Raw genomic sequence first — 22,008 nt, forward strand, 5'->3', positions numbered from 1 at the left:
AGCCCCACGAACCACGCCCGCCCCGGCGAAGATCGAGAACATGTGAAGCAGGTCACAAGCCCAACCGCTCCGCATCTTATGCCTGTGGGTCTGTGATCTGCGACACGGGGTATTGCACAACCTTTGTGATCTCCACCACCTGACGAACGATCATGAAGTCGGATGAGCGGTGATCTTCACACGCCAAGCATCCAGTCGATCACCAAAGGTGACATTTTCCCTCGTCAGCGCAGCTCACGGGGCCCGTCTCCATATCAAGAGAGTTCCCACGCATGCAAATTGGTGCTGGACCCGATCTCTTGATAGAGGCGCGTTCACACGTCAGAGGGGACCGGGGGCGGGATGTGGACGTGTGCACGCGTTCACGAAGTCCCGGCGACGCGATCCGGCCATCACTCCGGCCGCCGGTCCGATGCCCACCCGATCACCGGTCCGGCTCCCACTCCGGCCGTCGGTCCGACCCTCGCTCCGGCCGTCGATCCGGTCCTCGCTCCGGCCGTCGATCCGGTCCTCGCTCCGGCCGTCGATCCGGTCCTCGCTCCGACCGTCGGCGCCGACGTCGGCCCCAGCGGCCGATCGGGGCGCGGCCGGCGCTCCCCGACGCGACCGCGCGGGTAATCGTTCCGTGACCTCCGCCACATTCATGAGAGGTGCATGAGAGGAGGGGTTGGCCAACCAGTCCAACCAGTGGTAAGTCGAGGGCAATTCGGACGTAACGATGAAAGTGCGTGATCACGGGCTGATCACGAGCGTCCGCAATGTCCGTTAGGGCGTCAATAAAAAGCGACACGCCCGGGATTCGGAGCCCCGGTTGAACAACTGTGGCGCAGCACACGTTTCTTGAAGATATGAAGCAGCGCCTGGTACCGGTTGTTCCCATGTCCCACACCGCTCCCATACGCAGCCACCGGAAGCCCCGCCGTACCGCGCCGTCCACGATCGCGATGCGGGCCGGAGTTGCCGGTGGCGTCCTCAGCACCCTGGCAGTGGCCGGGGCGTCGGGTTCGGCGAACGCCGCCGAGCCGGTGACGCAGACCCTCGAGCTGCCCACCCTGACGGCCGACCTGGCCGCTCAGGTCGCCCAGTCCGCGGACGCCACCCAGCAGGCCGCCGCGAACTACCAGCTGCAGGCCGAGCGTGACGCGGCCGCGGAGGAGGCCGCCAAGGAGGCCAAGGCCGACCTCGCCGTGGCCAAGAAGAAGGCCGAGGCGAAGAAGAAGGCCGCCGAGGAGGCCCGCAAGGCCGCCGCCGAGCGCGCCGCCCGCAGCGCCGAGCGCCCCGCCCTCACCACCACCGCCACGACCGCCTCCGCCACGACCGCCTCGGCGCCCGCCGGCGGCAGCGTCGCGACGGTCATCGCCTTCCTCAAGGCGCAGGTGGGCGACGCCTACGTCATGGGCGCCTCGGGCCCCAACGCCTGGGACTGCTCCAGCCTGGTGCAGGCCGCGTTCAAGCAGGTCGGCGTCGACCTGCCGCGCGTCTCGCAGGACCAGTCGATGGCCGGCACCGACGTCTCGCTGTCCAACCTCCAGGTCGGCGACATCCTCTACTGGGGCGGCAAGGGTTCCGCGTACCACGTGGGTGTCTACATCGGGGGCGGCCAGTACCTGGACGCCGCCAACCCCTCCAAGGGCGTCGTCATCCAGGACCTCTCCGGCTACCCCGCGTCGGGTGCGGTGCGCGTGCTCTGAGCCGCGCCCCGTCAGGGATCGAAGGGCCGCTGCCGCTCGGGGGGCAGCGGCCCTCCGCCGTTCCCGCACACCGGGGCAAGATCACCCGATTGCCCCAATTGTCCCTCCGTCCGGGCGGATTGACGGTGCCGGTGCGCACCGGCCGGACGCCGTACGGCCCCGCGACGGCCCCTCACGGCGCCCCGGCACGGACGCCGACGGCCGGAGTCCGCCCTCCGGACCCCGGCCGCCCACGGCGCCGTTCACGCCTTCACGCCCCGCGGGCGCCCGCTCACCCGTCCCGGACGGCGGTCACGCCTTCGGCGCCACCTTGCTCAGCCCGTTGATGATGCGGTCCATCGCGTCGCCGCCCGTCGGGTCCGTCAGGTTGGCGAGCAGCTTCAGGGTGAACCTCATCAGCATCGGGTGGGTCAGTCCGCGCTGGGCGGCGATCTGCATGACCTTCGGGTTGCCGATGAGCTTCACGAAGGCCCGGCCGAGCGTGTAGTAGCCGCCGTAGGTGTCCTTCAGCACGCGCGGGTAGCGCTGGAGCGCGATCTCCCGCTGGGCCGGGGTGGCCCGCGCGTGGGCCTGGACGATCACGTCGGCGGCGATCTGCCCGGACTCCATGGCGTAGGCGATGCCCTCGCCGTTGAAGGGGTTCACCAGACCGCCCGCGTCGCCGACCAGCAGCAGCCCGCGCGTGTAGTGCGGCTGGCGGTTGAAGGCCATGGGGAGCGCGGCGCCGCGGATCGGGCCGGTCATGTTGTCCGGGGTGTAGCCCCAGTCCTCCGGCATGGACGCGCACCAGGCCTTGAGGACCTCGCGCCAGTCCAGCTCCTTGAAGGCGTCCGAGGTGTTGAGCACGCCGAGGCCGACGTTGCTCGTCCCGTCGCCCATGCCGAAGATCCAGCCGTAGCCGGGCAGCAGACGGTCCTGCGGGCCGCGGCGGTCCCACAGCTCCAGCCAGGACTCCAGGTAGTCGTCGTCGTGCCGGGGCGAGGTGAAGTACGTACGGACCGCGACGCCCATCGGGCGGTCCTCGCGGCGGTGCAGGCCCATCGCCAGGGAGAGCCGGGTGGAGTTGCCGTCGGCGGCCACCACCAGCGGGGCGTGGAAGGTGACCTCCTGCTTGTCCTCGCCGAGCCTGGCCCTCACCCCGGTGATGCGCCCGGTGCGGTCGTCGACGACCGGCCCGCTCACGTTGCAGCGCTCGTACAGCCGGGCGCCCGCCTTCTGGGCCTGCCGGGCGAGCTGCTCGTCGAAGTCGTCGCGCCTGCGGACCAGGCCGTAGTCGGGGAAGGAGGCGAGGTCCGGCCAGTCCAGCTGGAGGCGGACCCCGCCGCCGATGATGCGCAGGCCCTTGTTGCGCAGCCAGCCGGCCTCCTCGGAGATGTCGATGCCCATCGACACCAGCTGCTTCACGGCGCGCGGGGTGAGGCCGTCGCCGCAGACCTTCTCGCGCGGGAACTCGGTCTTCTCCAGCAGGAGCACGTCGAGTCCGGACCGGGCCAGGTGGTAGGCGGTGGTGGAGCCGGCTGGCCCCGCGCCCACGACGATCACATCGGCGGTGTTGTCGGAGAGGGGCTCGGTCACGGCGGGATCTCCCCAAGTTCGAAATCTGCGTGCCGACCGGCACTGGACACGGGCAGTCTATTCAGCACGAGTGATCACCCGGCTGAAGGGCTGCCCCGTGAACCGAGCTCTCCCCGCTGTACGGCTGCGCGTCCCCACCCACGAGGACGCCTTCGCCTGGCACCGGATCTTCGACGACCCGGACGTCATGGAATTCCACGGCGGCACCTCGGCGGAGCTGTCGGTCTACGAGGAGCTCACCGCCCGCCAGCGCCGGCACGACGCCCAACTCGGCTTCTGCCTGTGGAGCATGCTCGACGGGTCCGGCCGGGTCATCGGCTTCACCGGCGCCCAGCCGTGGGAGCGCGACTGGGGCCCCACGGGCGAGATCGAGATCGGCTGGCGGCTCGCGCGGGAGCACTGGGGCAAGGGGTACGTCACCGCGGCGGCCCGGCAGACACTGGAGCGGGTGACGGCGGCGGGCCTGACAGGCGTGGTGGCGATGGTGGACGCCCGCAACACCCGTTCCATAGCGGTCACCCGGCGGCTCGGGATGCGTCTCGCCGAGACGTTCACGATCCCGTCCGACCCGCGGGAGGCCCACTGCTACCGGCTGGACCTGTGACCCCGACACCCGAACGCCACTCTGAGTAATCAATTGTCACGGAAAGCCACTTGGTGCTTCCGGCGGGCCCGGCACCGGGTCTACTCTGCCGGTACCGCTTGGGGGTGACGTCCGTGCGCATGACACCCAGGACACCGACGCCCGAAGTGCGCGTGCCGCGTCTGGTCGGGCTGATGGCCGTGGACGCGCGCGAGTCGGCCCGGGCCCGGGGCCTGTCCGTGCACGCCCCGGACCGGCCGGACTTCCGGCTCGCCGTCGTCGACTACGTCGTACGCCAGTATCCGCAGCCCGGCACCGAGGTGCCGCGGGACTCCGTGGTCCACGTGTGGTTGGACCCCGGCGAGGGCGAGGGCGGCGGCGGGGTGCGCGAGCCGCGCGGGCCGGTGCCGCCCGCGGGCGGGCTCCAACGGGAACTGGAGGAACCCGCCCCGCCCCACCCGGTGGTGCTCAGCTCTCCTTGAAGCCCCGGTGCAGCGCCACCACCCCGCCCGTGAGGTTGCGCCACGCCACCTTCGACCAGCCGGCGCCCCGCAACCGTCCGGCGAGCGCGGGCTGGTCGGGCCAGTCGCGGATGGACTCGGCGAGGTAGACGTACGCGTCCGGGTTGGACGACACCGACCGGGCGACCGGCGGCAGCGCCCGCATCAGGTACTCGGTGTAGACGGTGCGGAACGGCGCCCACGTGGGGTGCGAGAACTCGCAGATGACGATCCGCCCGCCGGGCCGGGTCACCCGGTGCATCTCGCGCAGGGCCGCGTCCGTGTCCTGCACGTTGCGCAGCCCGAAGGAGATGGTGACGGCGTCGAAGACGTCGTCCTTGAAGGGCAGCCGGGTCGCGTCGCCGGCCGTGTACGGGAGCCAGACGTTGTTCCGCTTGCCGACCCGGAGCATGCCCTGCGAGAAGTCGCAGGGCACGACGTAGGCGCCGGCGCGGGCGAAGGGCATCGACGAGGTGCCCGTGCCGGCCGCCAGGTCCAGGATCCGCTGCGCGGGCCGGGCGTCGACGGCCTTCGCGACCTCCTTGCGCCATCGCCGGTCCTGACCGAGGGACAGCACGTCGTTCGTCAGGTCGTATCGTTCCGCGACGTCGTCGAACATCGAGGCGACTTCGTGCGGCTGCTTGTCCAGGGATGCGCGGGTCACGTGCTCATTCTTGCAGCCCGCCCGCCCGGCAGGAGCGTCGGCTTCCGTCGTGCGGCGACGTCCTCGACCCAGCCGCACGCGAGCACGAAGCCCGCGATCAGGACCCAGCCCACGCCGAACAGGAACCACTGGCTCTCCAGCGGCAGATGCGCCTCGAACGCGGGCACCTCCCAGAACCGGTCGATCAGCGGCACGGCCAGGATCAGCGCCAGTTCGTGCCAGAGGTAGATCGTCACGGCACGCGCGTTGAACACGGTGACCAGGCGGGAACGGGACGCCCTCGCCGGCCGGGCGGGGAGGTACTCCTTGGCGTACATCAGCAGCGTCACGAACCCGGCCGACCAGAAGGCCTGCGCGAGCGGGTTGTCGTCCAGGTCGTAGGTGCCGCCGTAGGCGGACTGGTGGGCCAGGGCGTACCAGCCGCCGTAGGCGAGCGCGGCGAGCGACGCCGCGCCGACGGCGAGGGGGCGCAGCCGTGCGAGCACCCCCTCGTGGTGGGCGAAGCCGAGGAGCCAGCAGAACAGGAACGTCGCGAGGTCGGTGAGGGCGCTGCCGAGCCGGCCCTCCGGCGGCTGCCACCCGTACGTGAGGACGACGACGGGGACGAGCGACAGCACCAGCACCACGACCGGGGAGAGCCGGAACACCCGCAGCAGCAGCGGGGAGAGCAGCACGAACCACAGGTAGGTGCGCAGGTACCAGACGATGTCCCAGGCCTGCTCGGCCCAGGCGCTGCCCGGCGGGTCGCCGAGCGGCACGATCCAGTACACGATCTGCCATCCCGGCATCCAGCCGTGCACCAGCATCGCGGTGACCACGAAGAAGCCCCAGAACCAGAACGGCGGCAGCAGGCGGCGGACGCGGCCCCGGATCACCGTGAGCGCGGGACGCCGCAGCGATCTGGCCATCAGGGTGCCGGCCAGTCCGAACATCACCCCCATCGACGGGAAGACCATGCTCGCCCAGGCCCAGCCGAAGGTGTGGTACGCGACGACCCGGACGAGGGCCACCGCACGGAGCAGGTCGAAGTACCCGTCGCGGGCCGCCGGGGCCGGCGCGGTCGGGGGGGCCGCCGCGGTCGGCGCGGTCGGCGCGGCCGCCGGTTCCGGGCGTCCGGCCCGTGCGGCCCGTGCGGCCCCCTTGCGGTGCGCCCCCATCAGCCGCCCGTCCCCGCCGGCATCCCGACCTCGCCCGTCCGCTTCAGCTTCTGCCAGCGCAGCCGGCCACCGGTCAGGGCGGTGACACAGGAGTGGATGAGGACGAGGTACATCATCTGCCGGTACGCGAGCTGCTGCAGCGGCATCATCAGCAGGTACCGGTACTTCTCCCGGTCGAGCCGGAAGGCGTACGCGGCGCACACCAGCTGCACGCCCAGGACGGCGAACCAGGCCAGCAGGGCCGCCCGGAAGTCGACGAAGAGCATCGAGTACACGGTGAACACGTCGATGAGCGGCGCGAACACCGGCGTGACGACCTGGAAGAGCACCACCAGCGGCATGCCGACCCGCCCGAACCGTCCCGAGGGCCCCTTGTCCGTCAGGGACTTGCGGTGCTTCCACAGCGCCTGCATGGTGCCGTACGACCAGCGGTAGCGCTGCGACCACAGCTGCCGCAGCGACCGGGGGGCCTCGGTCCACGCGCGCGCGTGCTCCTCGTAGACGACCCGCCATCCCGCGCGGTGCAGCGCGATGGTGATGTCGGTGTCCTCGGCGAGGGTGTCCTCGCTCATGCCGCCGGCCTCCAGGACCGCCTCGCGGCGGAAGGCGCCGATCGCGCCGGGGATGGTCGGCATGCAGCGCAGCAGGTCGTACATGCGCCGGTCGAGGTTGAAGCCCATCACGTACTCGATGTGCTGCCAGGCGCCGATGAGCGTGGAGCGGTTGCCGACCTTGGCGTTGCCCGCGACGGCGCCCACCGACGGGTCGGCGAAGGGCTGCACCAGACGGCCCACGGTGTCCGGTTCGAAGACGGTGTCGCCGTCCATCATCACGACGATGTCGTGACGGGCGCTGCGGATGCCGTTGTTCAGGGCGGCCGGCTTGCCCGCGTTCTCCTGCCGGATCACCCGGACGTTGGGCAGGCCGAGCGCCTCGGCGAGCTCCGCCGTGCCGTCCGTGGATCCGTCGTCGACGACGACGATCTCGATCGGATGGGTGCTCCCGGCCAGCGACCGCAGGGTGTTCTCGATGCACTCCTTCTCGTTGTACGCCGGGACGATCACGCTGACCGGCCGGGTCACGGGCGGCCCCCAGCTGAAGCGGCGTCTGTTGCGCTGCCGGTAGTGGCGCCGGGCGAGGACGAGCATCAGACCGAACCGCCCCATGACGGCCACGCCCACAATCACCAGGCCGGCCGAGAGCGCGGGCACCGTCCACTCGGCGACGGTGACGGCCGCGATGAGCGCCTTGCCCTCGTAGAGGGTCGTGCCGGTGGCGGTGCGGTGGGAGGCCTGGAGCTGGCTGCCGGTGCCGGACGGAGCGCCGGCGGCGAGCCCGCCCGCTCCGGATCCGTCGGCCCCGGCGGGCTGCTGCTGTTGCCGCTGCTCGGCCAGGGCACCGCTGACGGTGGTGAAGGTGTAGCCCTCCGCCTGCATGTTCTCGATGTACTCCGCCAGCGCCTCGACGGTCTGCGTGCGATCGCCGCCGGAGTCGTGGAAGAGCACCGAGGTGCCCTCCCCGTCCTCCGGGGTGGCCCCTTCGACGATCTTCGCGACGCCCGGTTCCTTCCAGTCCTCGCTGTCGGTGTCGATGAAGACGCTGGTGTACCCCTCCTCGCCGAGCTGCTGGTAGACCTGCCAGCTGTAGTTGTCGATGGCGTCCGGCTTGGAGGAGTACGGCGCCCGGAACAGCGTGGAGGTGATCCCGGCCGCGCCCGCGAGCGCGAGCTGGGTCTGCTCCATCTCGCGGGTGACGCGGGCGGAGCTCTGGTACGACAGGTCGACGTGGGTGAAGGTGTGGACGCCGATCTCGTTGCCCTGGTCGACCAGGTCCCTCACGATGTCGGGGTAGCGCGACACCATCGAGCCGACCACGAAGAACGTGCCGGGTACGTCGTACTTCTCCAGCACCTCCATGACCTCCGGTGTCCAGGTGGGGTCCGGTCCGTCGTCGAAGGTGAGCACGATCGTCTTGTCCGGGACGGAGGTGGTCTCGGCCTGCCCGCCGGGGAAGCTGAGGATCGGGCCGCCGTCGAGGACCTCGTCGGGCACCTCGGAGGACGAGGCCCCGGTGCGGACCCGCTGGTCGTCACCGACCTCGGCCCGCAGATAGCCGTCGAGCAGCATCACGCAGGTCAGGGCGAGCAGGAGCAGCAGCGCGAGGAGGACCCGCGGCCGGTGCAGCGCGGCGGCCCGCCCGGCGGCGCGCTCGATACGGGTGGGGGCGCGGCGTCGGCCGCGCGCGGGGGGCGCGGCGGTCATGACGTCGCCGAGGGGGTGGGTACGGTGGTGGCGCTCGGGGTGCCGGCCGGCGGGGACGGCGGTGCGCCGGTCGGGGCCGCCCCGCCCTGCGGACCCGCGCCGCCACCGGGACCGGCCTGTCCCTGTCCGACCCCGAACGGCAGCAGCGAGGCCGGTGTGACCGAGGTGCCGATGCCCATGAAGGCCATACCCAGCACGACCGCGTATCCGGCGCACACGGTCCCCAGGAGGAGACCGATCCGGCGCAGCAGCCTGGCCCGGCGTCCGGAGGAGTCGACGAAGACGGGTCCTTCGCCGGGCCCGTCAGGGCGTTTGCGGCGACGGCCGCGCGCGGCGGCGCGGCTCTCGATGGCGGGATCGGAATGCATGGCCCGGACGGTAGAGGCCGTTGCGTAGGGAAAACCCGGCGTTCCCTGTGAGTCTCCCGTGGGAAGGCCGCGAACCTCTCCGTCCCCTGAGAATCATCCGGGAACCGGGCGTACATCCTCAGAAAGCACACAGACCCGTGTGCCACGTTGGCCGTCCACCCGACGTCTCACGAATGGAACGAGCACGATGCGCGGTCCACTGAAGTCCGTTGCCGGGCTCGCCCTCCTCCCGGCCCTGGCCCTGGTCGCGGCCACCGCCGGCTGCTCCGCCGGGGACACCACGACGGACGCGGCCCCGGCGGATCCCGCCCCCTCGGCCTCGTCGTCGTCCGCGCCGGTCACCGCGTACGCCCCGTACGTCAGTGCCTCGGCGGCCTCCGGCACCGACTCGGCGGGCTCCCCCACGACGTACAACCTGGCGTTCGTGATCTCCTCCGGCAGCGGCTGCACCCCGTACTGGAACGGCACCCAGGACATCGACGACGCGACCGTGACGTCCCGGATCGCGGGGCTCACCGGGTCCGGCGCCGACGTCCGCGTCTCCTTCGGCGGCGCCTCCGGCGACGAACTGGCGGCCACCTGCGACACCGCGGCGGAGCTGGCGGAGGCGTACGGCACCGCGCTGGACGCGGCCGGCGCCACCCGCGCCGACTTCGACATCGAGGGCGACGAACTCGCCGACTCCGCCTCCGTGGACCTGCGTTCGGAGGCGATCGCGCTGCTCCAGGAGGAACGTACGGACCTGGAGGTGACGTTCACGCTCCCGGTCATGCCGTCCGGGCTCGACGAGGACGGGCTGGCCCTGCTGGCGTCCGCGAACAACCACGGCGTCCAGGTCTCCACCGTCAACCTCATGACGATGAACTACGGCGAGTCCTACGACGGTGACATGGGCGAGTACGCCCTCACCTCCGCCGAGGCGGCGAACGCCCAGCTCCAGGAGGTCTTCGGGCTGTCGGAGGCCGATGCCTGGCGGGGCATGGCGCTCACCTCGATGATCGGCGTCAACGACGTGGAGGGGGAGACCCTCACGCTCGCGGACGCGGCCGAGGTGCGGGCCTTCGCGGAGGAGAAGGGCATCGCGTGGGTGTCGATGTGGTCGACGTTCCGGGACCGGCCGTGCGGCGAGGACGCCTCCGCGGACGACCCGTTGACGGACTGCAGCGGGGTGGAGCAGGAGGACGGCGCGTTCGGGGAGGCGTTCGCGGGGTGAGGGCCGGCGCCGCCCGGGGTCCGGCGCCGCCACGAGGTCAGCGCCGCCGGTACACCAGGCGGCCGCCCACGACGGTGGCCACGCACGTGGACGCGCCGTCCCGCACGAGGGCGTCCCGGTCGGGCACGTCGAACACCGCGAACCGCGCGGGTCTCCCGGCGCCGAGGCCCGGCAGCAGCACGAGGGGAACCGGGGAGAGCGCCGCGGGTCCGGGCAGTGCGGCCGGACGCCCCGCCAGGGCGAGCCCGGCCCTGCGCACCGCGTCCAGGGCCTCGCGGCCGCGCAGCTCACCGGCGACCGCGACCGTTCCGTGCGCCAGCATGCGCTGCACTCCGCGGCGTGCGCTGGCGCCCCGTGCGGACGGTCCGGCGGCCAGGAGTGCCCGCGCGCGCTCCCCGAACACCGGCTCGGTACCGAGCCGGTCCGCCTCGCGCGGGTCGGGGTGGTACGCCTGCTCCAGCAGTTCCGGACCGTAGGGGTTGAGCAGACCGGGCGTCAGGATGCCGGGCCACCGCCGCAGCCGGGCGCCCGGATGACCGGCGGCCAGCTGTTCGTACGGGCCGACGGCGGCGATGTGCGCGCCGTCGACCACGACGGCGATCTCGGGCGAGGCGTCGGCGGTGTGAAGGGTCAGCACGGGTACGTCAGTTGGACGCCAGGAGCTTCAGCTCCGGGTGGGCCGTGCCGCCCTCGATGGCGGTGGAGGAGATGTGGGAGACCACGCGGTCGTCGGCGGGGTCGTTCGCCGGGTCGTCGTGGACGACGAGGTGCTCGTACGTCGTCGACCGCTGCGCCGGGACCCGCCCCGCCTTGCGGATCAGGTCGATGATCTCCAGCCGGTTGGAGCGGTGCCTGGCGCCGGCGGAGGAGACGACGTTCTCCTCCAGCATGATGGAGCCGAGGTCGTCCGCGCCGTAGTGCAGGGAGAGCTGGCCGACCTCCTTGCCGGTGGTCAGCCAGGAGCCCTGGATGTGGGCCACGTTGTCGAGGAACAGGCGGGCGATGGCGATCATCCGCAGGTACTCGAAGAGGGTGGCCTGGGTGCGGCCCTTCAGGTGGTTGTTCTCGGGCTGGTAGGTGTACGGGATGAACGCGCGGAAGCCGCCCGTGCGGTCCTGCACGTCACGGATCATCCGCAGGTGCTCGATCCGCTCGGCGTTGGTCTCGCCGGTCCCCATGAGCATGGTGGACGTGGACTCGACACCGAGGTTGTGCGCGATCTCCATGATCTCCAGCCAGCGCTCCCCGGACTCCTTGAGCGGCGCGATGGCCTTGCGGGGACGGGCGGGGAGCAGTTCAGCGCCCGCTCCGGCGAAGGAGTCGAGCCCGGCCGCGTGGATGCGCCGGATCGCCTCGTCGACGCCCACCCCGCTGATCCGCGCCATGTGCTCGACCTCGCTCGCCCCCAGGCTGTGGATGACGAGCTGCGGGAACTCCTTCTTGATGGCGGCGAAGTGCTCCTCGTAGTACTCGACGCCGTAGTCCGGGTGGTGACCGCCCTGGAACATGATCTGCGTACCGCCGAGTTCGACGGTCTCGGCGCAGCGCCGCAGGATGTCGTCGAGGTCGCGGGTCCAGCCCTTGGCGGTGTCCTTGGGGGCCGCGTAGAAGGCACAGAACTTGCACGCCGTGACGCACACGTTCGTGTAGTTGATGTTCCGCTCGATGATGTACGTCGCGATGTGCTCCGTACCGGCGTACCGGCGCCTGCGCACGGCGTCGGCGGCGGCGCCCAGCGCGTGCAGCGGGGCGTCGCGGTAGAGGTCGAGGGCCTCTTCGGGGGTGATCCGCCCACCGGCGGCGGCACGGTCGAGGACGGTCTGAAGGTCGGCCTTCTCGGTCACCGGCGTCCCTTTCGGAGGGGTTGTGGACGGACCGATCCAGCGTACGCCAGCGCTTGTGGGCGGCCGACGTCAGGCCGCGTAGGCCCCGATCAGCAGCCCGGCGAAGGCACCGCTGATCAGGAACGGCCCGAACGGGATCGCCGTCTTGCGGCCCGCCTTCCGGGCGACGACCAGCGCACCCCCGTACAGCGCCCCGAGCACGAACCCGGCGAGGGTGCCGAGCATCACGGTCGGCCAGCCGTACCAGCCGAGGACGGCGCCCGCGCCGAGCGCGAGCTTGACGTCGCCGAAGCCCATGCCGCCCGGGTTGACGAGGAACAGCACGAAGTAGCCGGCGCCCAGCGCGAGCGCGCCCAGCAGGGCGGTGGTCCACTCCCCCGCGTGCTCGGGGGCGAGGGCGGCGAGGCCGAGCAGGGCGAGGGCGGTCCCGGCGAAGGGGAGGGTGAGCGGGTCGGGCAGCCGCTGCACCCGGAGGTCGACCACCGCCAGCAGCACGCCGACGGGCGCGAGCAGCAGCCAGACGCCCAGCTCGGGCCGGGTGCCGGTGGCGGCGGCGAGGGCGGCGCAGACGAGGGCGGTGACGACGACGGGAGCCGCGCCGGGTCCGTACGGGGGTCCCGCGCAGGACCCGCACCGGGCCCGTCCGAGCCAGCCGCCGACCGGGTGCCCGCCGGGGCACTCGGTGTGCCACGCCTCGCCGGCCGGCGCGGAGAACCGGTAGGCCGCGCGGGGCAGCACCGCGCCGGCCGCCGCGCCCCACAGCGCGGCGGCGGCGATCAGCCAGACGTCCAGGTGGGCGCTGAGATGCTCGCTCAGGTGGTCGCTCATCCCGCCGCCGCGACCGTGTCGCGCCAGGCCGGCAGCAGTTCGTCGAGCAGCGCCTCGGTGCGCGGCGGCAGTCCGCGGGCGCCGCTGCGGCCGACGAGGTCGGCGGCGAGGGCGGTGAGCCGCTCGGGGTCGTCGAGGGCGTGGGTGGCGCGCAGCAGTTCGTTCCACAGCCGCTCGTCGGCCGGGGCGGTGCGCAGCGCGGCGTTCAGCGCCTCGATGGCCTTCTCCGCGCGGTTCTTCTCCAGGTGGAACTCGGAGAGCGCGAGGCCGGTGTCCGCGACGAGCAGCGGGAGCTGGGCGTCGACGATCTCGTGGGTGAGCCAGCGGTAGCGGCCCTCGGGCCGGTCGGCGAGCAGCGGACCGCGCACCAGCACCAGCGCGTCGGTGAGCAGCCGGCCGCGCACGGCCCGGCTGTCGACGCCCTTGCCCTGGGTGGCCTCGTGGTACAGCGACCGCAGCACGTCCAGGTCGGAGACGACGGACTTGGCGAGGGTGAGCCGCCCGGTGGAGTCCGTGCCGAGGCGGGGGGTGCCGTCGGGATCGGCGCCGAGCCAGGCGCGCAGCCGCTCGATCAGCGCCTCGCGCACGTCGTCGGTGACCCCGCGCGGCCACAGCGCGGACGACAGCACGCGCGGGTGCACGCCCTCGCGGTGCAGGAGCAGCAGCGCGAGCGCCTCGTGGAGCAGGGCGCTGCGCTCGCCGTCCGGGGTGTCGAGGCCGATGATCTCGTACGGTCCGACCAGGCGCGCGTAGACGGCGGGCCGCCCCTGCTCGCTGATGTCGACGAGGAACGGCGGGGTGGCGCCGGGCCCGTCGGGTCCGCGCTCGGGATCGGCGTCGGTGAACAGCTCGACCACCGCGCGCTGCTGGGCGGCGGGCAGGAGCTGGGCGTCGAGTTCGAGTCCGAGCAGGGGCGCGAGCAGCTTGCCCTCGCCGGTGATCTCCATCTCCCAGGCGGCGCCCGGCAGATCGCCGCCGCCGGTGCCGACGAGGTAGCCGATGCCGAGGCGGCTGGCGTCGGCGGCGAGTTCGGCGAGCGTGACGGCTTCCTCGGCGGACGGCTCGGCGGCGAGCAGCACCAGGTGCGGGGCCCAACGGGTGTGCTGGGCGGGCCCGGTGCGCCCGGTGAGCACGGAGTCGTGCCCGGCGGCGCCGAGCGCGCCGCGCCGCTGCCGGGTCTCGGCCTCCATGGTCTCGATCAGCGCCTCGATGCCGTCGAGGTGGCGGAGTCGGTTGGGCGCGAGCGGGGTCAGGTCCTCGCCGAACCCGACGAGGGTGATGGTCATCCGGTCCGACCAGCCGTTGGTGGCCAGCTCGGCGGCGACGGAGGCGAACACGGCGGCCCGGTCGGCCTCGTCGCCGCTCAGCGAGACGATGCCGGGGACGGACTCCAGGTTGAGCAGCAGCCGCGAGTCGTCCATGGTGCCGAGGCTGACGAGGCCGGGGTAGGGGGCGGCGGTGTCGGCGTCCTCGTACCGCTCGGCGTCGTCCTTGGCGAGCATCCAGAACGTCTGGTCCTGCCCGAGCCGCCAGGGCGCCGGCGGCTTCCCGGACGGCTGGGCGAGCTGGAGGTGCAGGTCGCCGTTGCTGAGCCAGGCCGCGTAGACGGTGGGCAGCGGACGGGACTCGGCGGCGAGGGACGCGGCGAGCCCGCGCAGCGACCGGTCGAGCAGCCGTACGCCCTCGGGGTCGGCGCCGACCAGCAGCGCGTCCTGGACGTCCTGGGCGTCCCCGGCCGGTGTGGGCGGCTCCATCCCGCGCCGCCCGCCGACGCCGCCGAACGCCGACTGCCACAGCGCCTGCCGGCGCCGGTGCCCGAGCGCGCCGAGGAGACCGGCGGCGAGGAGGGGCGCGGCGAGGAGGGCCTCGGGGAGACCGAAGGAGGAGGACTCCTGGACGGGGGCGGCGTGCTGCCGCTCCTGCCGCTGACCGGCGTCCTCGTTCGCGGGAGCGGGCGCGGGCGCGGGGGCCGGCCGCTGCTCGGGAACGGAGACCTGGGCGGCACCGCTGCCGCCGCCACCGCCCTGCGCGTGGTCCCCGGTCCTGTCGTAGTCGCGGATCTGCTGCTGCACCTCGGGCGAGACCTCGGGCGCCTCGTCGGGCATCTCGACGAGGTCGCCGCCGCGGGCGTCGCCGGGCATCTCCATGATCCAGCCGGGCCGGATCAGACTGGCCTCGGACAGCTTGGAACCGTCGGGCTGCGTACGGTCCTTGTTGAGCTCGAAGATCTCCTTGTACCGGCGTCCGTCACCGAGGTGCCGCTCGGCGATCTCCCAGAGGGAGTCGTGGTGGCGTCCCTCGGGCGGCTGGATCCGGTAGAACTTCGTGTCGCCCTGCTGCTGGGCGCTGCTGCCGCTCGCCGCCGCCTCGGCGTGCGAGGCCTGCTCGGCAAGCGCGGCGGCGGCGCCGGCCGCCTGCTCCTGCTGCTGGGCGAAGAAGCCGGGGGTCTGCTGGGCGGCGGCCACGGCGGGCCGCTGGTTGCCCTCGAGGCTCTGCCCGAGCTGGCCGAGTCCCGGGGTGAAACCGGCGGCGGTCGCGCCGACGAGCAGCAGCGCGGCGACGAGCTGCCGGGCGAGCAGCTGGCTGGGCCCGGCCCCGGGCACCCGTCCCGGCACCCCGACCCCGGACAGCGCGGCCTTCATCTCGACCAGCACGCACGCGGTGAACTGCGCCCAGGCGAGCCAGACGACGAAGGTGAGGATGCCGAGGAAGGTCTCGACGGAGACGTCCTGCCTGAGCCAGTCCATCGGCTCGAACGTCTTCGGGAACGGCCAGCCGGCGGTGACGGCCAACGCGTACGGCACACCGACGAGCAGCACGAGCAGCGCCACGAAGGCGAGGAACGCCTTGACGAAGTCCCCGAACGACCGCCGCCGCACCCGCACCGGCTGCGGCGTCCTGTTCCTCGGAGCCGTCGAGCTGGACGGGCTGGGACTGCGGCGTCGCGGCATGGCGGGTGTCCTGGGGTCGTGTGGGAGGAGGGTCTGCTGAGCCTACGGGGATCTTATTGACTCGAATGGCCGCAGTCGAAGGCCAAAGCCGTTCCTCCCGCCCCAACCTCCCGGACCGCACCGGCGGATCGGCCGGTCAACCGCCGAACAGGTCCTCGGCCCGGGTGGCGTGAACGGCCCGCTGGGCCCAGAGCTCGAGCTGATCGAGGTCGGTGCAGGCCTGGACCCGCTCCCGTACGACATCGGGCACGGGGATTCCCCGCCACTCCAGGATGCGCAGCGTCATCGCGACACGATCCTCGACCCGGCCCTCCTCCCGGCCCTCCTCGCGCACCTGTTCCGCCACCGGGTGCCGGAAGAAGTAGTGGATCGCCGCCATCAGGTCCCTCCAGATTTCCTTGGCCTGGGTATCGATCAGGCACGAGTCGACGAACGCAACGAAAACGGCCGCACTCTCGGCGTCCATGGTCCGCAAGGCGGTAGCCAGCGGTTCCAGTATGGCGGCAGCCCGCTTTCCCCGGCCATGTGTCATGGCCGAGAGCACCGCAAGCGGCACATCCCGCTCCGCCTCCTGTTCGTCCGTGATCACCGGAACGTTCTCCGGGCTCAGCACAAGTGGCCGAACGGTCAGCGAGTGCCAGCCGGGCAGTCCGAGCCTGATCGGCCGAGCCGCCCACCGCGCCGTGGCCCTGCTCTGAGTGATCACGATGAGAACCGGCTCGCAACGGTACTTCGCATACAAGTACGACAGGTAGTAAGCCCAGCTGCCCCGCTTGGCTTCGTCCACTTTCCCTTGCGCCTCGACGACCAGGAGGTACGTCCCCTGATCCGTCTCCACGCGCATCAGCGTGTCCACGCGCCGCTCGACCGGCTCGATCTCGGTCAGGTCCGCGTTCAGCACCGCGAACTCTCGCGGCTCGGGGAAGTGGATGTTCAACACACGCTGCAATGCCCGCGTCAGCAGCGCGGGGTCCTTCTGGAAGACCCTGTGCAGCGCCTCGTGCGACGAGCTGACCATCAGCTCTCCTTCCTGGTCGGCACGATTAACGAGTCAGGCCGCGACGAGGTCACACCACACGTACTTGCCCCGGCTGCCGTCCCTCGCGTGGGGCTGCCAGCCCCACAGGTCCGCGCAGGCCCGCACCAGGGCCAGCCCCCGCCCCTCCTCCGCCTCGGCGAGCCGCTCCCAGCGCCCCGGCGGCCCGGGCGGTTCCGGGTCCGTGTCCCACGCCCCGATCCGCAGCACACCGTCCGCCCAGCGCACGCGCAGCGCCGCCGGCCCTTTGGTGTGCCGTACGGAGTTGGCGACCAGCTCGGTGGCCAGCAGTTCGGCGGTGTCGACGAGGCCGATCAGGCCGTGCATCGTGAGGATCAGCCGGAGGGTGCGGCGGCAGATGGTCACGGCTCGTGGGTCGTTGGGGATGGACAAGGTGTACTCCCACGGGGTCGCCGGGTCGATGGACTCGCTTTCGGGCATGAGTGAACTCCGCTCGGAGAAAGGGATGTCGGCCGGTGGCACCGCCGCTCCGCCAAGGCACGACGAAGCGGTGCACTTCCGGCATCAGACGGTTCCACACCGTGTGCGGAACATCACCGACGGTATTTCCTAACTTTAGGAAGTCGCAAGCGCCTGCCGTATTCTGACCCTCGAACGAGGTACGTGGGCCAGGCACTTGAGACCAGGAGGCAGGGGTTGCCGCCGAAGAGACATCTCACGGCCCGCAGGGTGCGATTGGGCGCCGAGCTGCGCAAACTGCGCGAGGCGATGGGCATGAAGTCGAGGGAGGCCGCGGAGCTGCTCGGAGCCGACTCCGTGCAGATGAGCCAGATCGAGTCCGGCGTCGCGGGCGTGAGCGCCAAACGCGTGCGTCGCCTCGCGGCGCACTACGCCTGCACGGACGAGGATTTGATCGACGCGCTCGTCACGATGGCCACCGACCGCACGCACGGGTGGTGGGAGGAGTACCGGGGAGTACTGCCTCCGGTGTTCCTGGACACCGCCGAGGTCGAGCACCATGCCACGGCCCTGCGCGAGATCGTGATCACGCACGTTCCCGGGCTGCTTCAGACCCCTGACTACGCCCGCGCGGTGTACACCTACATGATGCCGGGCCTGCCCGAGAGCGAACTGGCACCTCGCGTCGAACACCGGATGAGACGGCGCGCCGTGATCGGGGGTGACAACCCGACACCGTACGAGACGATCATCCACGAGTTCGCCCTCCGGGTCCGCGTGGCCGACCGCCGGGTGACCCAGGCGCAACTCCGCCAGATCCTGACGCAGATCGAGGACGGTCACGCGACCGTGCGCGTCATCCCCACCGATCAGGACGGCTTCGCGGGTGCCGACGCCTCGATGATGCACGCATGCGGCCCCTTGCCCCAACTGGACACCGTGCTGAGGGACTTCCCCACCGGGACCGCCTTCATCGACGCGGAACCTCAGCTGAACCAACTTCGAACACTGTTCCGTAAAGTGGAGCGGGCGTCGCTGGATCCCGCAGCTTCGCTGGATTTCATCCACCACGTGACGAAGGAACTGTGAGACGAGCCATGACCGAGCCCTTGCACTGGCGGAAGTCCTCGTTCTCCGGCGGCGGCGACGGCAATACCTGCGTGGAGATCGCACCGCTGCACACCCGAGTCGCCATACGCGACTCCAAACACCCCACCCACGGCCCCCTCTCCTTCCCGTCCCCCGCTTTCCACGCCTTCGTCGAATCCCTCAAGTCAGGTGACTCACGCACCAGTCGATGACCGGAGCGGTCGGCCACACCCCCGTTCGAATCACTCCTGGTAAGTTCGCAGCGCGTTCCGACACGGACGGTGCAGGCGTTACGGGGGTACACACGTGTCACACAGGCCGACGGACTGGCACATACTCGACCTGGAGGAGGACCCGACTCCGGGCGATCCTCAGCGCATACGGAAACTCGCCGGTGTCCTCCACGACTTCGCCGACGACGTGGGCGAGGCCCTGCGGGACCTCAAGGGGATCGCCAAGGAGGACGAGATCCTCTCCTGGGCCGGCAAGACGGCCGACGTGTTCGCGGAGGAGTTCGCGGACGCGCCCAAGCGGTTGCGGAAGCTGAAGAAGTCGTACGACCTGGCGGGTGACGCCCTCGCCGGCTTCTGGCCGGACCTGGAGGACGCCCAGGAGAAGGCCGACAAGGCACTGCGGGACGGCCGCAAGGCGCGCGCCGAACTCACCACCGCCCAGCAGGCGCTGACCGATGCCAACGACTGGGTACGCACCGCCACCGCGAAGGCGGACTCCTACGACCCGTCGAAGAGCGGCGGCAAGGAGATTCCCAAGCCCGACGAGGACGAGGTCCGCCACGCCACGCGCAACGCCCAGCACGCCAAGTCCCGCCAGGACACGGCCGAGCGGAAGGTCGAGGCGGCCGAGAGCGCACTCGAAGCGGCCAGGAAACTCGCCGCCCAGGCGAAGGGCCTCCGGCAGGAGGCCGCCCGCCGCACGGTGACCAAGCTGAGGGAGGCGTCCGACGCCGGCATCCCCAACCGCAGCTGGTGGGAGGAGATCGGCGACTGGGTCACCGACAACTGGGACGAGATCGTCACCGTCTGCAAATGGGTCGTGACGGTCGTCGGCATCATCGTGATGATCGTGGGCGGGCCCCTGGGGTGGCTGGTCTTCGCGGCCGCCCTCGTCGTACTCGCCGACACGTTAAGAAAAGTGATCAAGGGCCAGGCGGGCTGGGGCGACCTGCTGTGGGCCGCCCTGGACTGCATTCCCGCCACGAAGGGCTTCACCAGCCTCGCCAAGCTGGGCAAGCTGTGGAAAGCCGGCGGCCTCAAGGCACTCGGTGGCGGCTTCATGGGGGGAATCGGCGGTGGCCTCAAGAACCTCGCCAACAGCGTCCGCGCACTGAAGAACGTCCGGCTGCTCACCTTCAGCATGATGGGGAAGAGCCGTTGGTGGAAGGCGGATTCCCTACATGTGGGCCCTCCTGGGCGGGCCGCCGACGACGCTCTCCCCTCAGACGTCCCGGTTTACCACAAGGACGGAGCAACCGCCATTGGCTACGATCCCGCCACTCTGCGGAACTTCGATGTGGCGAAGCGACTCCCTGGATATCAGGATGTCATCATCCACGGCACGAGAGACGGTCTCATGATTGCCGGTGAGGCAAACCGCGCAGGAGCGAGGGCGGGGGGTCACATCGTTCACCCGAATCACGTTCTTGATACAATCAACCGAATACCGGGCTACACCGGCGAACCCATAAGGATGCTCACCTGCCATTCAGGGGCCGCCCAGCCGCAGGTGATTCAGAACCTTGCGAACTCCCTTGGAGTTCCTGTCAAGGCTCCGACCAACGCTGTCGGCGTCCCGAGCTACGGCGAGGGTCCCTTCACACCACACATCAAGGACGGCGGAGTCTGGCTCACTTTCCTTCCCATGGTCTGAGGACAGCGGCGCTGCAAGGAGTATCGATGATTCGGCCTGTTGGATTCTTCACTGAACTGTCACCTGGATGGGGACTTCCCGAGAACGGGTCCATCAAGGACGCCGTCAGGCCCTCCGGGCATCCAGACGAGCGGAGGATTCTGGACTATCTGAGGAGCGGAACGGAAATCTGGAGCGAGATGAGCGCCGGACCGGATGTCCTGGACCCCGAGGCACCCAACATGACGGGCATCGGATCGCTGATCACGGACGGAACCTGGCTCTGGCGGGAAGACCTCCCCTACTACATCGCCAAATATCATGTATCCCTTCCGGACGATTTCCTCGAACACATCCGGTCCCTGGATTACGCGGCACCGACAGTGCCGGAGAGCCGACTGATCGAAATCTCGACCGAGGACCTCGGAATCAGCCTGGACTAGGCTGCCGGACCGAATCAGAAAGATTCCATCGATGCCGAGCTTTTCGTTGGCGGTTCCGGATTCCTGGTGGGAGTTCGCCATCCGTCCCGAGGGGCGGGAAGCGACCATCCGTGCCCTTGTCGACGAACGGGTGCGGGAAACCCCCGAACTCGCCCCCTACCGCGGCGACCTGACCACCATGCTCCGCAGGATGGCCAAGGACGCCCACGACTCCGGTGCGGTCTACCTGGGCTGTATGGCGGAGAACTTCGACGGGGTGCCGCTCTCCGCCACCGTCACGGTCTCGGTGCTCGGCGCCAGGAACCGGCAGGGTGTCGCCCTGTCCACCGACCCGCGCGCCATCGCCGAGAGCCTGCGGACCGTCACACCCCGCCGTGAGGGCGACGCCTGGCGCAAGGTGACGACCGTCGAGATCCCCGAGGTCGGCCTCGCCGCGCGGACCTACGGCGTCGAGGACGTCCCCGTCGCCCAGGGCGACAGCCGTACCCTGCGTATGGTGCTGACCCAGACGTACGTCCCCGTGCCGGGAACCGGCGACCAGGTCGTGCTCGTCTCGGGAGCCAGCCCGGTACTCGACCTCGCCGAGGCGTTCCACGACGTCTTCGACGCGGTGACGAGTACATTCCGGTTCGTCTAGGCCCGGCCTGCCGAGGGGAGTTCCACATGGGCAAGGGAAAGAGCGATCTCGCGCTTCCGCTGACCGAGATGGAGGACTACGGGCGTCGCCTGCGGTCGCTCAAGACGCGGATGAACCACACCAAGAAGCTCTTCGATTCCTACAAGGACGACATCGGCGACGGCAGCGTCAACGACGCGCTCTCCGCATTCGAGTCCAACTGGGAGGACGGCCGTGAGGACATCACCCAGCAGCTCGACGCGCTCGCCGACATGTCCGACGCCGTGGTCCGTGAGTTCAAGAAACTCGAGGACGAACTCACCAAGCAGGTCAACGAGAAGATGAAGGTCGAGGACAAGCGCGAAAAGAAATGAGCCGGGCCCCGGCCTGCGAACAGGCCGGGACCCGGTACAGCGCTCAGACCATCGTGGTGTGCGCGGTGGCCGCGTGGCTCACCGAGGCGCCGAGACCGGCGGAGACGCAGAGGGGGCCCGCCTCGGCGTACACGCCCACACCGACGGAACCGTGGTCCGCGACGACGGCCACACCGGCGTCGATGCCGGCGGAGACGGACTGCCCACCGGAGATGTTGTCCAGGTCCGCGTCGGAGATCTCGGCCGTTTCCACCTGGGGGACGAAGTTCATGGCTGGCCTTTCCATTCGTAGCGAGGAACGCAGCGGCGGGGAGTTCGCCGGAAGCCCGGAACCGGGACCCACTCCGACGAGCCGTGCGCACTGATCAAAGCACGCCCGCCAAAGGCCGGCCAGTGGCGTGCAGTTGACGGACGCTTCCTCAGCGTCACCGAATTCATCAGTGTGGTAATCCGGTCATGGAATGGCCCGGCGCCTTCACGCTACCCACCGGTTCCCGGAGCCTTTGGCCACCCGCGGACGCTTTTCCGG

At 70.8% G+C, this 22,008-nt stretch carries 22 protein-coding genes; 10 read left to right on the forward strand and 12 right to left on the reverse strand.

Features of this window, described 5'->3' with window-relative positions; translation table 11 throughout:
• Positions 1-848 precede the first annotated feature (848 nt).
• Entirely contained in the window at positions 849-1,691 is an 843-nt protein-coding gene (locus ACFY3N_RS27005) for a C40 family peptidase (protein ID WP_390819333.1), read from the forward strand.
• Positions 1,692-1,982: 291 nt separating this feature from the next.
• Here the strand turns inward: ACFY3N_RS27005 and ACFY3N_RS27010 are convergent, their stop codons facing one another.
• Positions 1,983-3,266, reverse strand: a complete 1,284-nt coding sequence (locus tag ACFY3N_RS27010; RefSeq protein WP_390819334.1) for a geranylgeranyl reductase family protein — start codon at positions 3,264-3,266, stop codon at positions 1,983-1,985.
• 97 nt (positions 3,267-3,363) lie between these two features.
• Here ACFY3N_RS27010 and ACFY3N_RS27015 point away from each other — a divergent pair, with 97 nt between their 5' ends.
• Both ACFY3N_RS27015 and ACFY3N_RS27020 read left to right on the forward strand, forming a co-directional pair.
• A complete protein-coding gene (locus tag ACFY3N_RS27015) occupies positions 3,364-3,870 on the forward strand; it encodes a GNAT family N-acetyltransferase (protein ID WP_390819335.1) in 507 nt (168 codons plus the stop codon).
• A 119-nt stretch (positions 3,871-3,989) separates the two neighbouring features.
• Positions 3,990-4,331 (forward strand): PASTA domain-containing protein, encoded by a 342-nt coding sequence (locus ACFY3N_RS27020; protein WP_390819336.1) that lies wholly within the window; start codon positions 3,990-3,992, stop codon positions 4,329-4,331.
• On the opposite strand, the gene ACFY3N_RS27025 is transcribed toward ACFY3N_RS27020, so the two are convergent.
• The 4 genes from ACFY3N_RS27025 to ACFY3N_RS27040 are packed head-to-tail and all read right to left on the reverse strand — an operon-like array spanning position 4,318 to position 8,799.
• Complete coding sequence (locus ACFY3N_RS27025; protein WP_390819337.1) at positions 4,318-5,013, reverse strand: demethylmenaquinone methyltransferase; 696 nt, start codon at positions 5,011-5,013, stop codon at positions 4,318-4,320. The two genes, ACFY3N_RS27020 and ACFY3N_RS27025, sit on opposite strands and share 14 nt — an antisense overlap.
• Positions 5,010-6,170, reverse strand: a complete 1,161-nt coding sequence (locus ACFY3N_RS27030; protein WP_390819338.1) for an acyltransferase — start codon at positions 6,168-6,170, stop codon at positions 5,010-5,012. The genes ACFY3N_RS27025 and ACFY3N_RS27030 overlap by 4 nt, the downstream gene beginning before the upstream one ends.
• Positions 6,170-8,431 carry a bifunctional polysaccharide deacetylase/glycosyltransferase family 2 protein gene (locus ACFY3N_RS27035; RefSeq protein ID WP_390819339.1) on the reverse strand — a complete coding sequence of 754 codons (2,262 nt, stop codon included), beginning with the start codon at positions 8,429-8,431 and terminating at the stop codon, positions 6,170-6,172. The genes ACFY3N_RS27030 and ACFY3N_RS27035 overlap by 1 nt, the downstream gene beginning before the upstream one ends.
• The gene (locus ACFY3N_RS27040) at positions 8,428-8,799 is read right to left on the reverse strand and encodes a hypothetical protein (protein ID WP_390819340.1); all 372 of its coding nucleotides are present in this window, start codon (positions 8,797-8,799) and stop codon (positions 8,428-8,430) included. Before ACFY3N_RS27040 ends, ACFY3N_RS27035 begins: the two co-directional genes overlap by 4 nt.
• 187 nt (positions 8,800-8,986) lie before the next feature.
• Between ACFY3N_RS27040 and ACFY3N_RS27045 the strand changes: the two genes are divergently transcribed.
• Positions 8,987-10,012, forward strand: coding sequence for a chitinase (locus ACFY3N_RS27045; protein ID WP_390819341.1), 1,026 nt, complete (start codon positions 8,987-8,989; stop codon positions 10,010-10,012).
• Between the two features lie 37 nt (positions 10,013-10,049).
• Here the strand turns inward: ACFY3N_RS27045 and ACFY3N_RS27050 are convergent, their stop codons facing one another.
• The 6 genes from ACFY3N_RS27050 to ACFY3N_RS27075 all read right to left on the reverse strand — a co-directional run bounded on the left by ACFY3N_RS27050 (position 10,050) and on the right by ACFY3N_RS27075 (position 17,112).
• Positions 10,050-10,649, reverse strand: a complete 600-nt coding sequence (locus ACFY3N_RS27050; protein ID WP_390819342.1) for a hypothetical protein — start codon at positions 10,647-10,649, stop codon at positions 10,050-10,052.
• 7 nt (positions 10,650-10,656) lie between these two features.
• Positions 10,657-11,856 carry a cyclic dehypoxanthinyl futalosine synthase gene (mqnC, locus tag ACFY3N_RS27055; protein ID WP_390819344.1) on the reverse strand — a complete coding sequence of 400 codons (1,200 nt, stop codon included), beginning with the start codon at positions 11,854-11,856 and terminating at the stop codon, positions 10,657-10,659.
• Positions 11,857-11,925: 69 nt separating this feature from the next.
• A complete protein-coding gene (locus tag ACFY3N_RS27060; protein WP_390819345.1) occupies positions 11,926-12,684 on the reverse strand; it encodes a prepilin peptidase in 759 nt (252 codons plus the stop codon).
• A complete protein-coding gene (locus ACFY3N_RS27065; protein ID WP_390819346.1) occupies positions 12,681-15,635 on the reverse strand; it encodes a BTAD domain-containing putative transcriptional regulator in 2,955 nt (984 codons plus the stop codon). The genes ACFY3N_RS27060 and ACFY3N_RS27065 overlap by 4 nt, the downstream gene beginning before the upstream one ends.
• A 136-nt stretch (positions 15,636-15,771) precedes the next feature.
• Entirely contained in the window at positions 15,772-16,653 is an 882-nt protein-coding gene (locus ACFY3N_RS27070; RefSeq protein WP_390819347.1) for a hypothetical protein, read from the reverse strand.
• Positions 16,654-16,686: 33 nt separating this feature from the next.
• Complete coding sequence (locus tag ACFY3N_RS27075) at positions 16,687-17,112, reverse strand: ATP-binding protein (protein WP_390819348.1); 426 nt, start codon at positions 17,110-17,112, stop codon at positions 16,687-16,689.
• Positions 17,113-17,328: 216 nt separating this feature from the next.
• Here ACFY3N_RS27075 and ACFY3N_RS27080 point away from each other — a divergent pair, with 216 nt between their 5' ends.
• From ACFY3N_RS27080 to ACFY3N_RS27105, 6 genes are all read left to right on the forward strand, one after another.
• Complete coding sequence (locus ACFY3N_RS27080; RefSeq protein WP_390819350.1) at positions 17,329-18,180, forward strand: helix-turn-helix domain-containing protein; 852 nt, start codon at positions 17,329-17,331, stop codon at positions 18,178-18,180.
• Positions 18,181-18,188: 8 nt separating this feature from the next.
• Positions 18,189-18,392: a DUF397 domain-containing protein gene (locus ACFY3N_RS27085; RefSeq protein ID WP_390819351.1), complete on the forward strand. Its 204-nt coding sequence runs from the start codon at positions 18,189-18,191 to the stop codon at positions 18,390-18,392.
• A 94-nt stretch (positions 18,393-18,486) separates the two neighbouring features.
• The gene (locus tag ACFY3N_RS27090) at positions 18,487-20,067 is read left to right on the forward strand and encodes a putative T7SS-secreted protein (protein WP_390819352.1); all 1,581 of its coding nucleotides are present in this window, start codon (positions 18,487-18,489) and stop codon (positions 20,065-20,067) included.
• A gap of 26 nt (positions 20,068-20,093) precedes the next feature.
• A complete protein-coding gene (locus ACFY3N_RS27095; protein ID WP_390819353.1) occupies positions 20,094-20,489 on the forward strand; it encodes a hypothetical protein in 396 nt (131 codons plus the stop codon).
• A gap of 31 nt (positions 20,490-20,520) precedes the next feature.
• Positions 20,521-21,126, forward strand: a complete 606-nt coding sequence (locus tag ACFY3N_RS27100; protein ID WP_390819354.1) for a hypothetical protein — start codon at positions 20,521-20,523, stop codon at positions 21,124-21,126.
• A 26-nt stretch (positions 21,127-21,152) separates the two neighbouring features.
• The gene (locus ACFY3N_RS27105) at positions 21,153-21,479 is read left to right on the forward strand and encodes a hypothetical protein (protein WP_390819355.1); all 327 of its coding nucleotides are present in this window, start codon (positions 21,153-21,155) and stop codon (positions 21,477-21,479) included.
• 43 nt (positions 21,480-21,522) lie between these two features.
• Here the strand turns inward: ACFY3N_RS27105 and ACFY3N_RS27110 are convergent, their stop codons facing one another.
• Complete coding sequence (locus ACFY3N_RS27110; protein WP_390819356.1) at positions 21,523-21,750, reverse strand: hypothetical protein; 228 nt, start codon at positions 21,748-21,750, stop codon at positions 21,523-21,525.
• Positions 21,751-22,008 lie beyond the last annotated feature (258 nt).

The sequence above is a fragment of the Streptomyces sp. NPDC000348 genome (genome assembly GCF_042898795.1).
Lineage (GTDB): Bacteria > Actinomycetota > Actinomycetes > Streptomycetales > Streptomycetaceae > Streptomyces.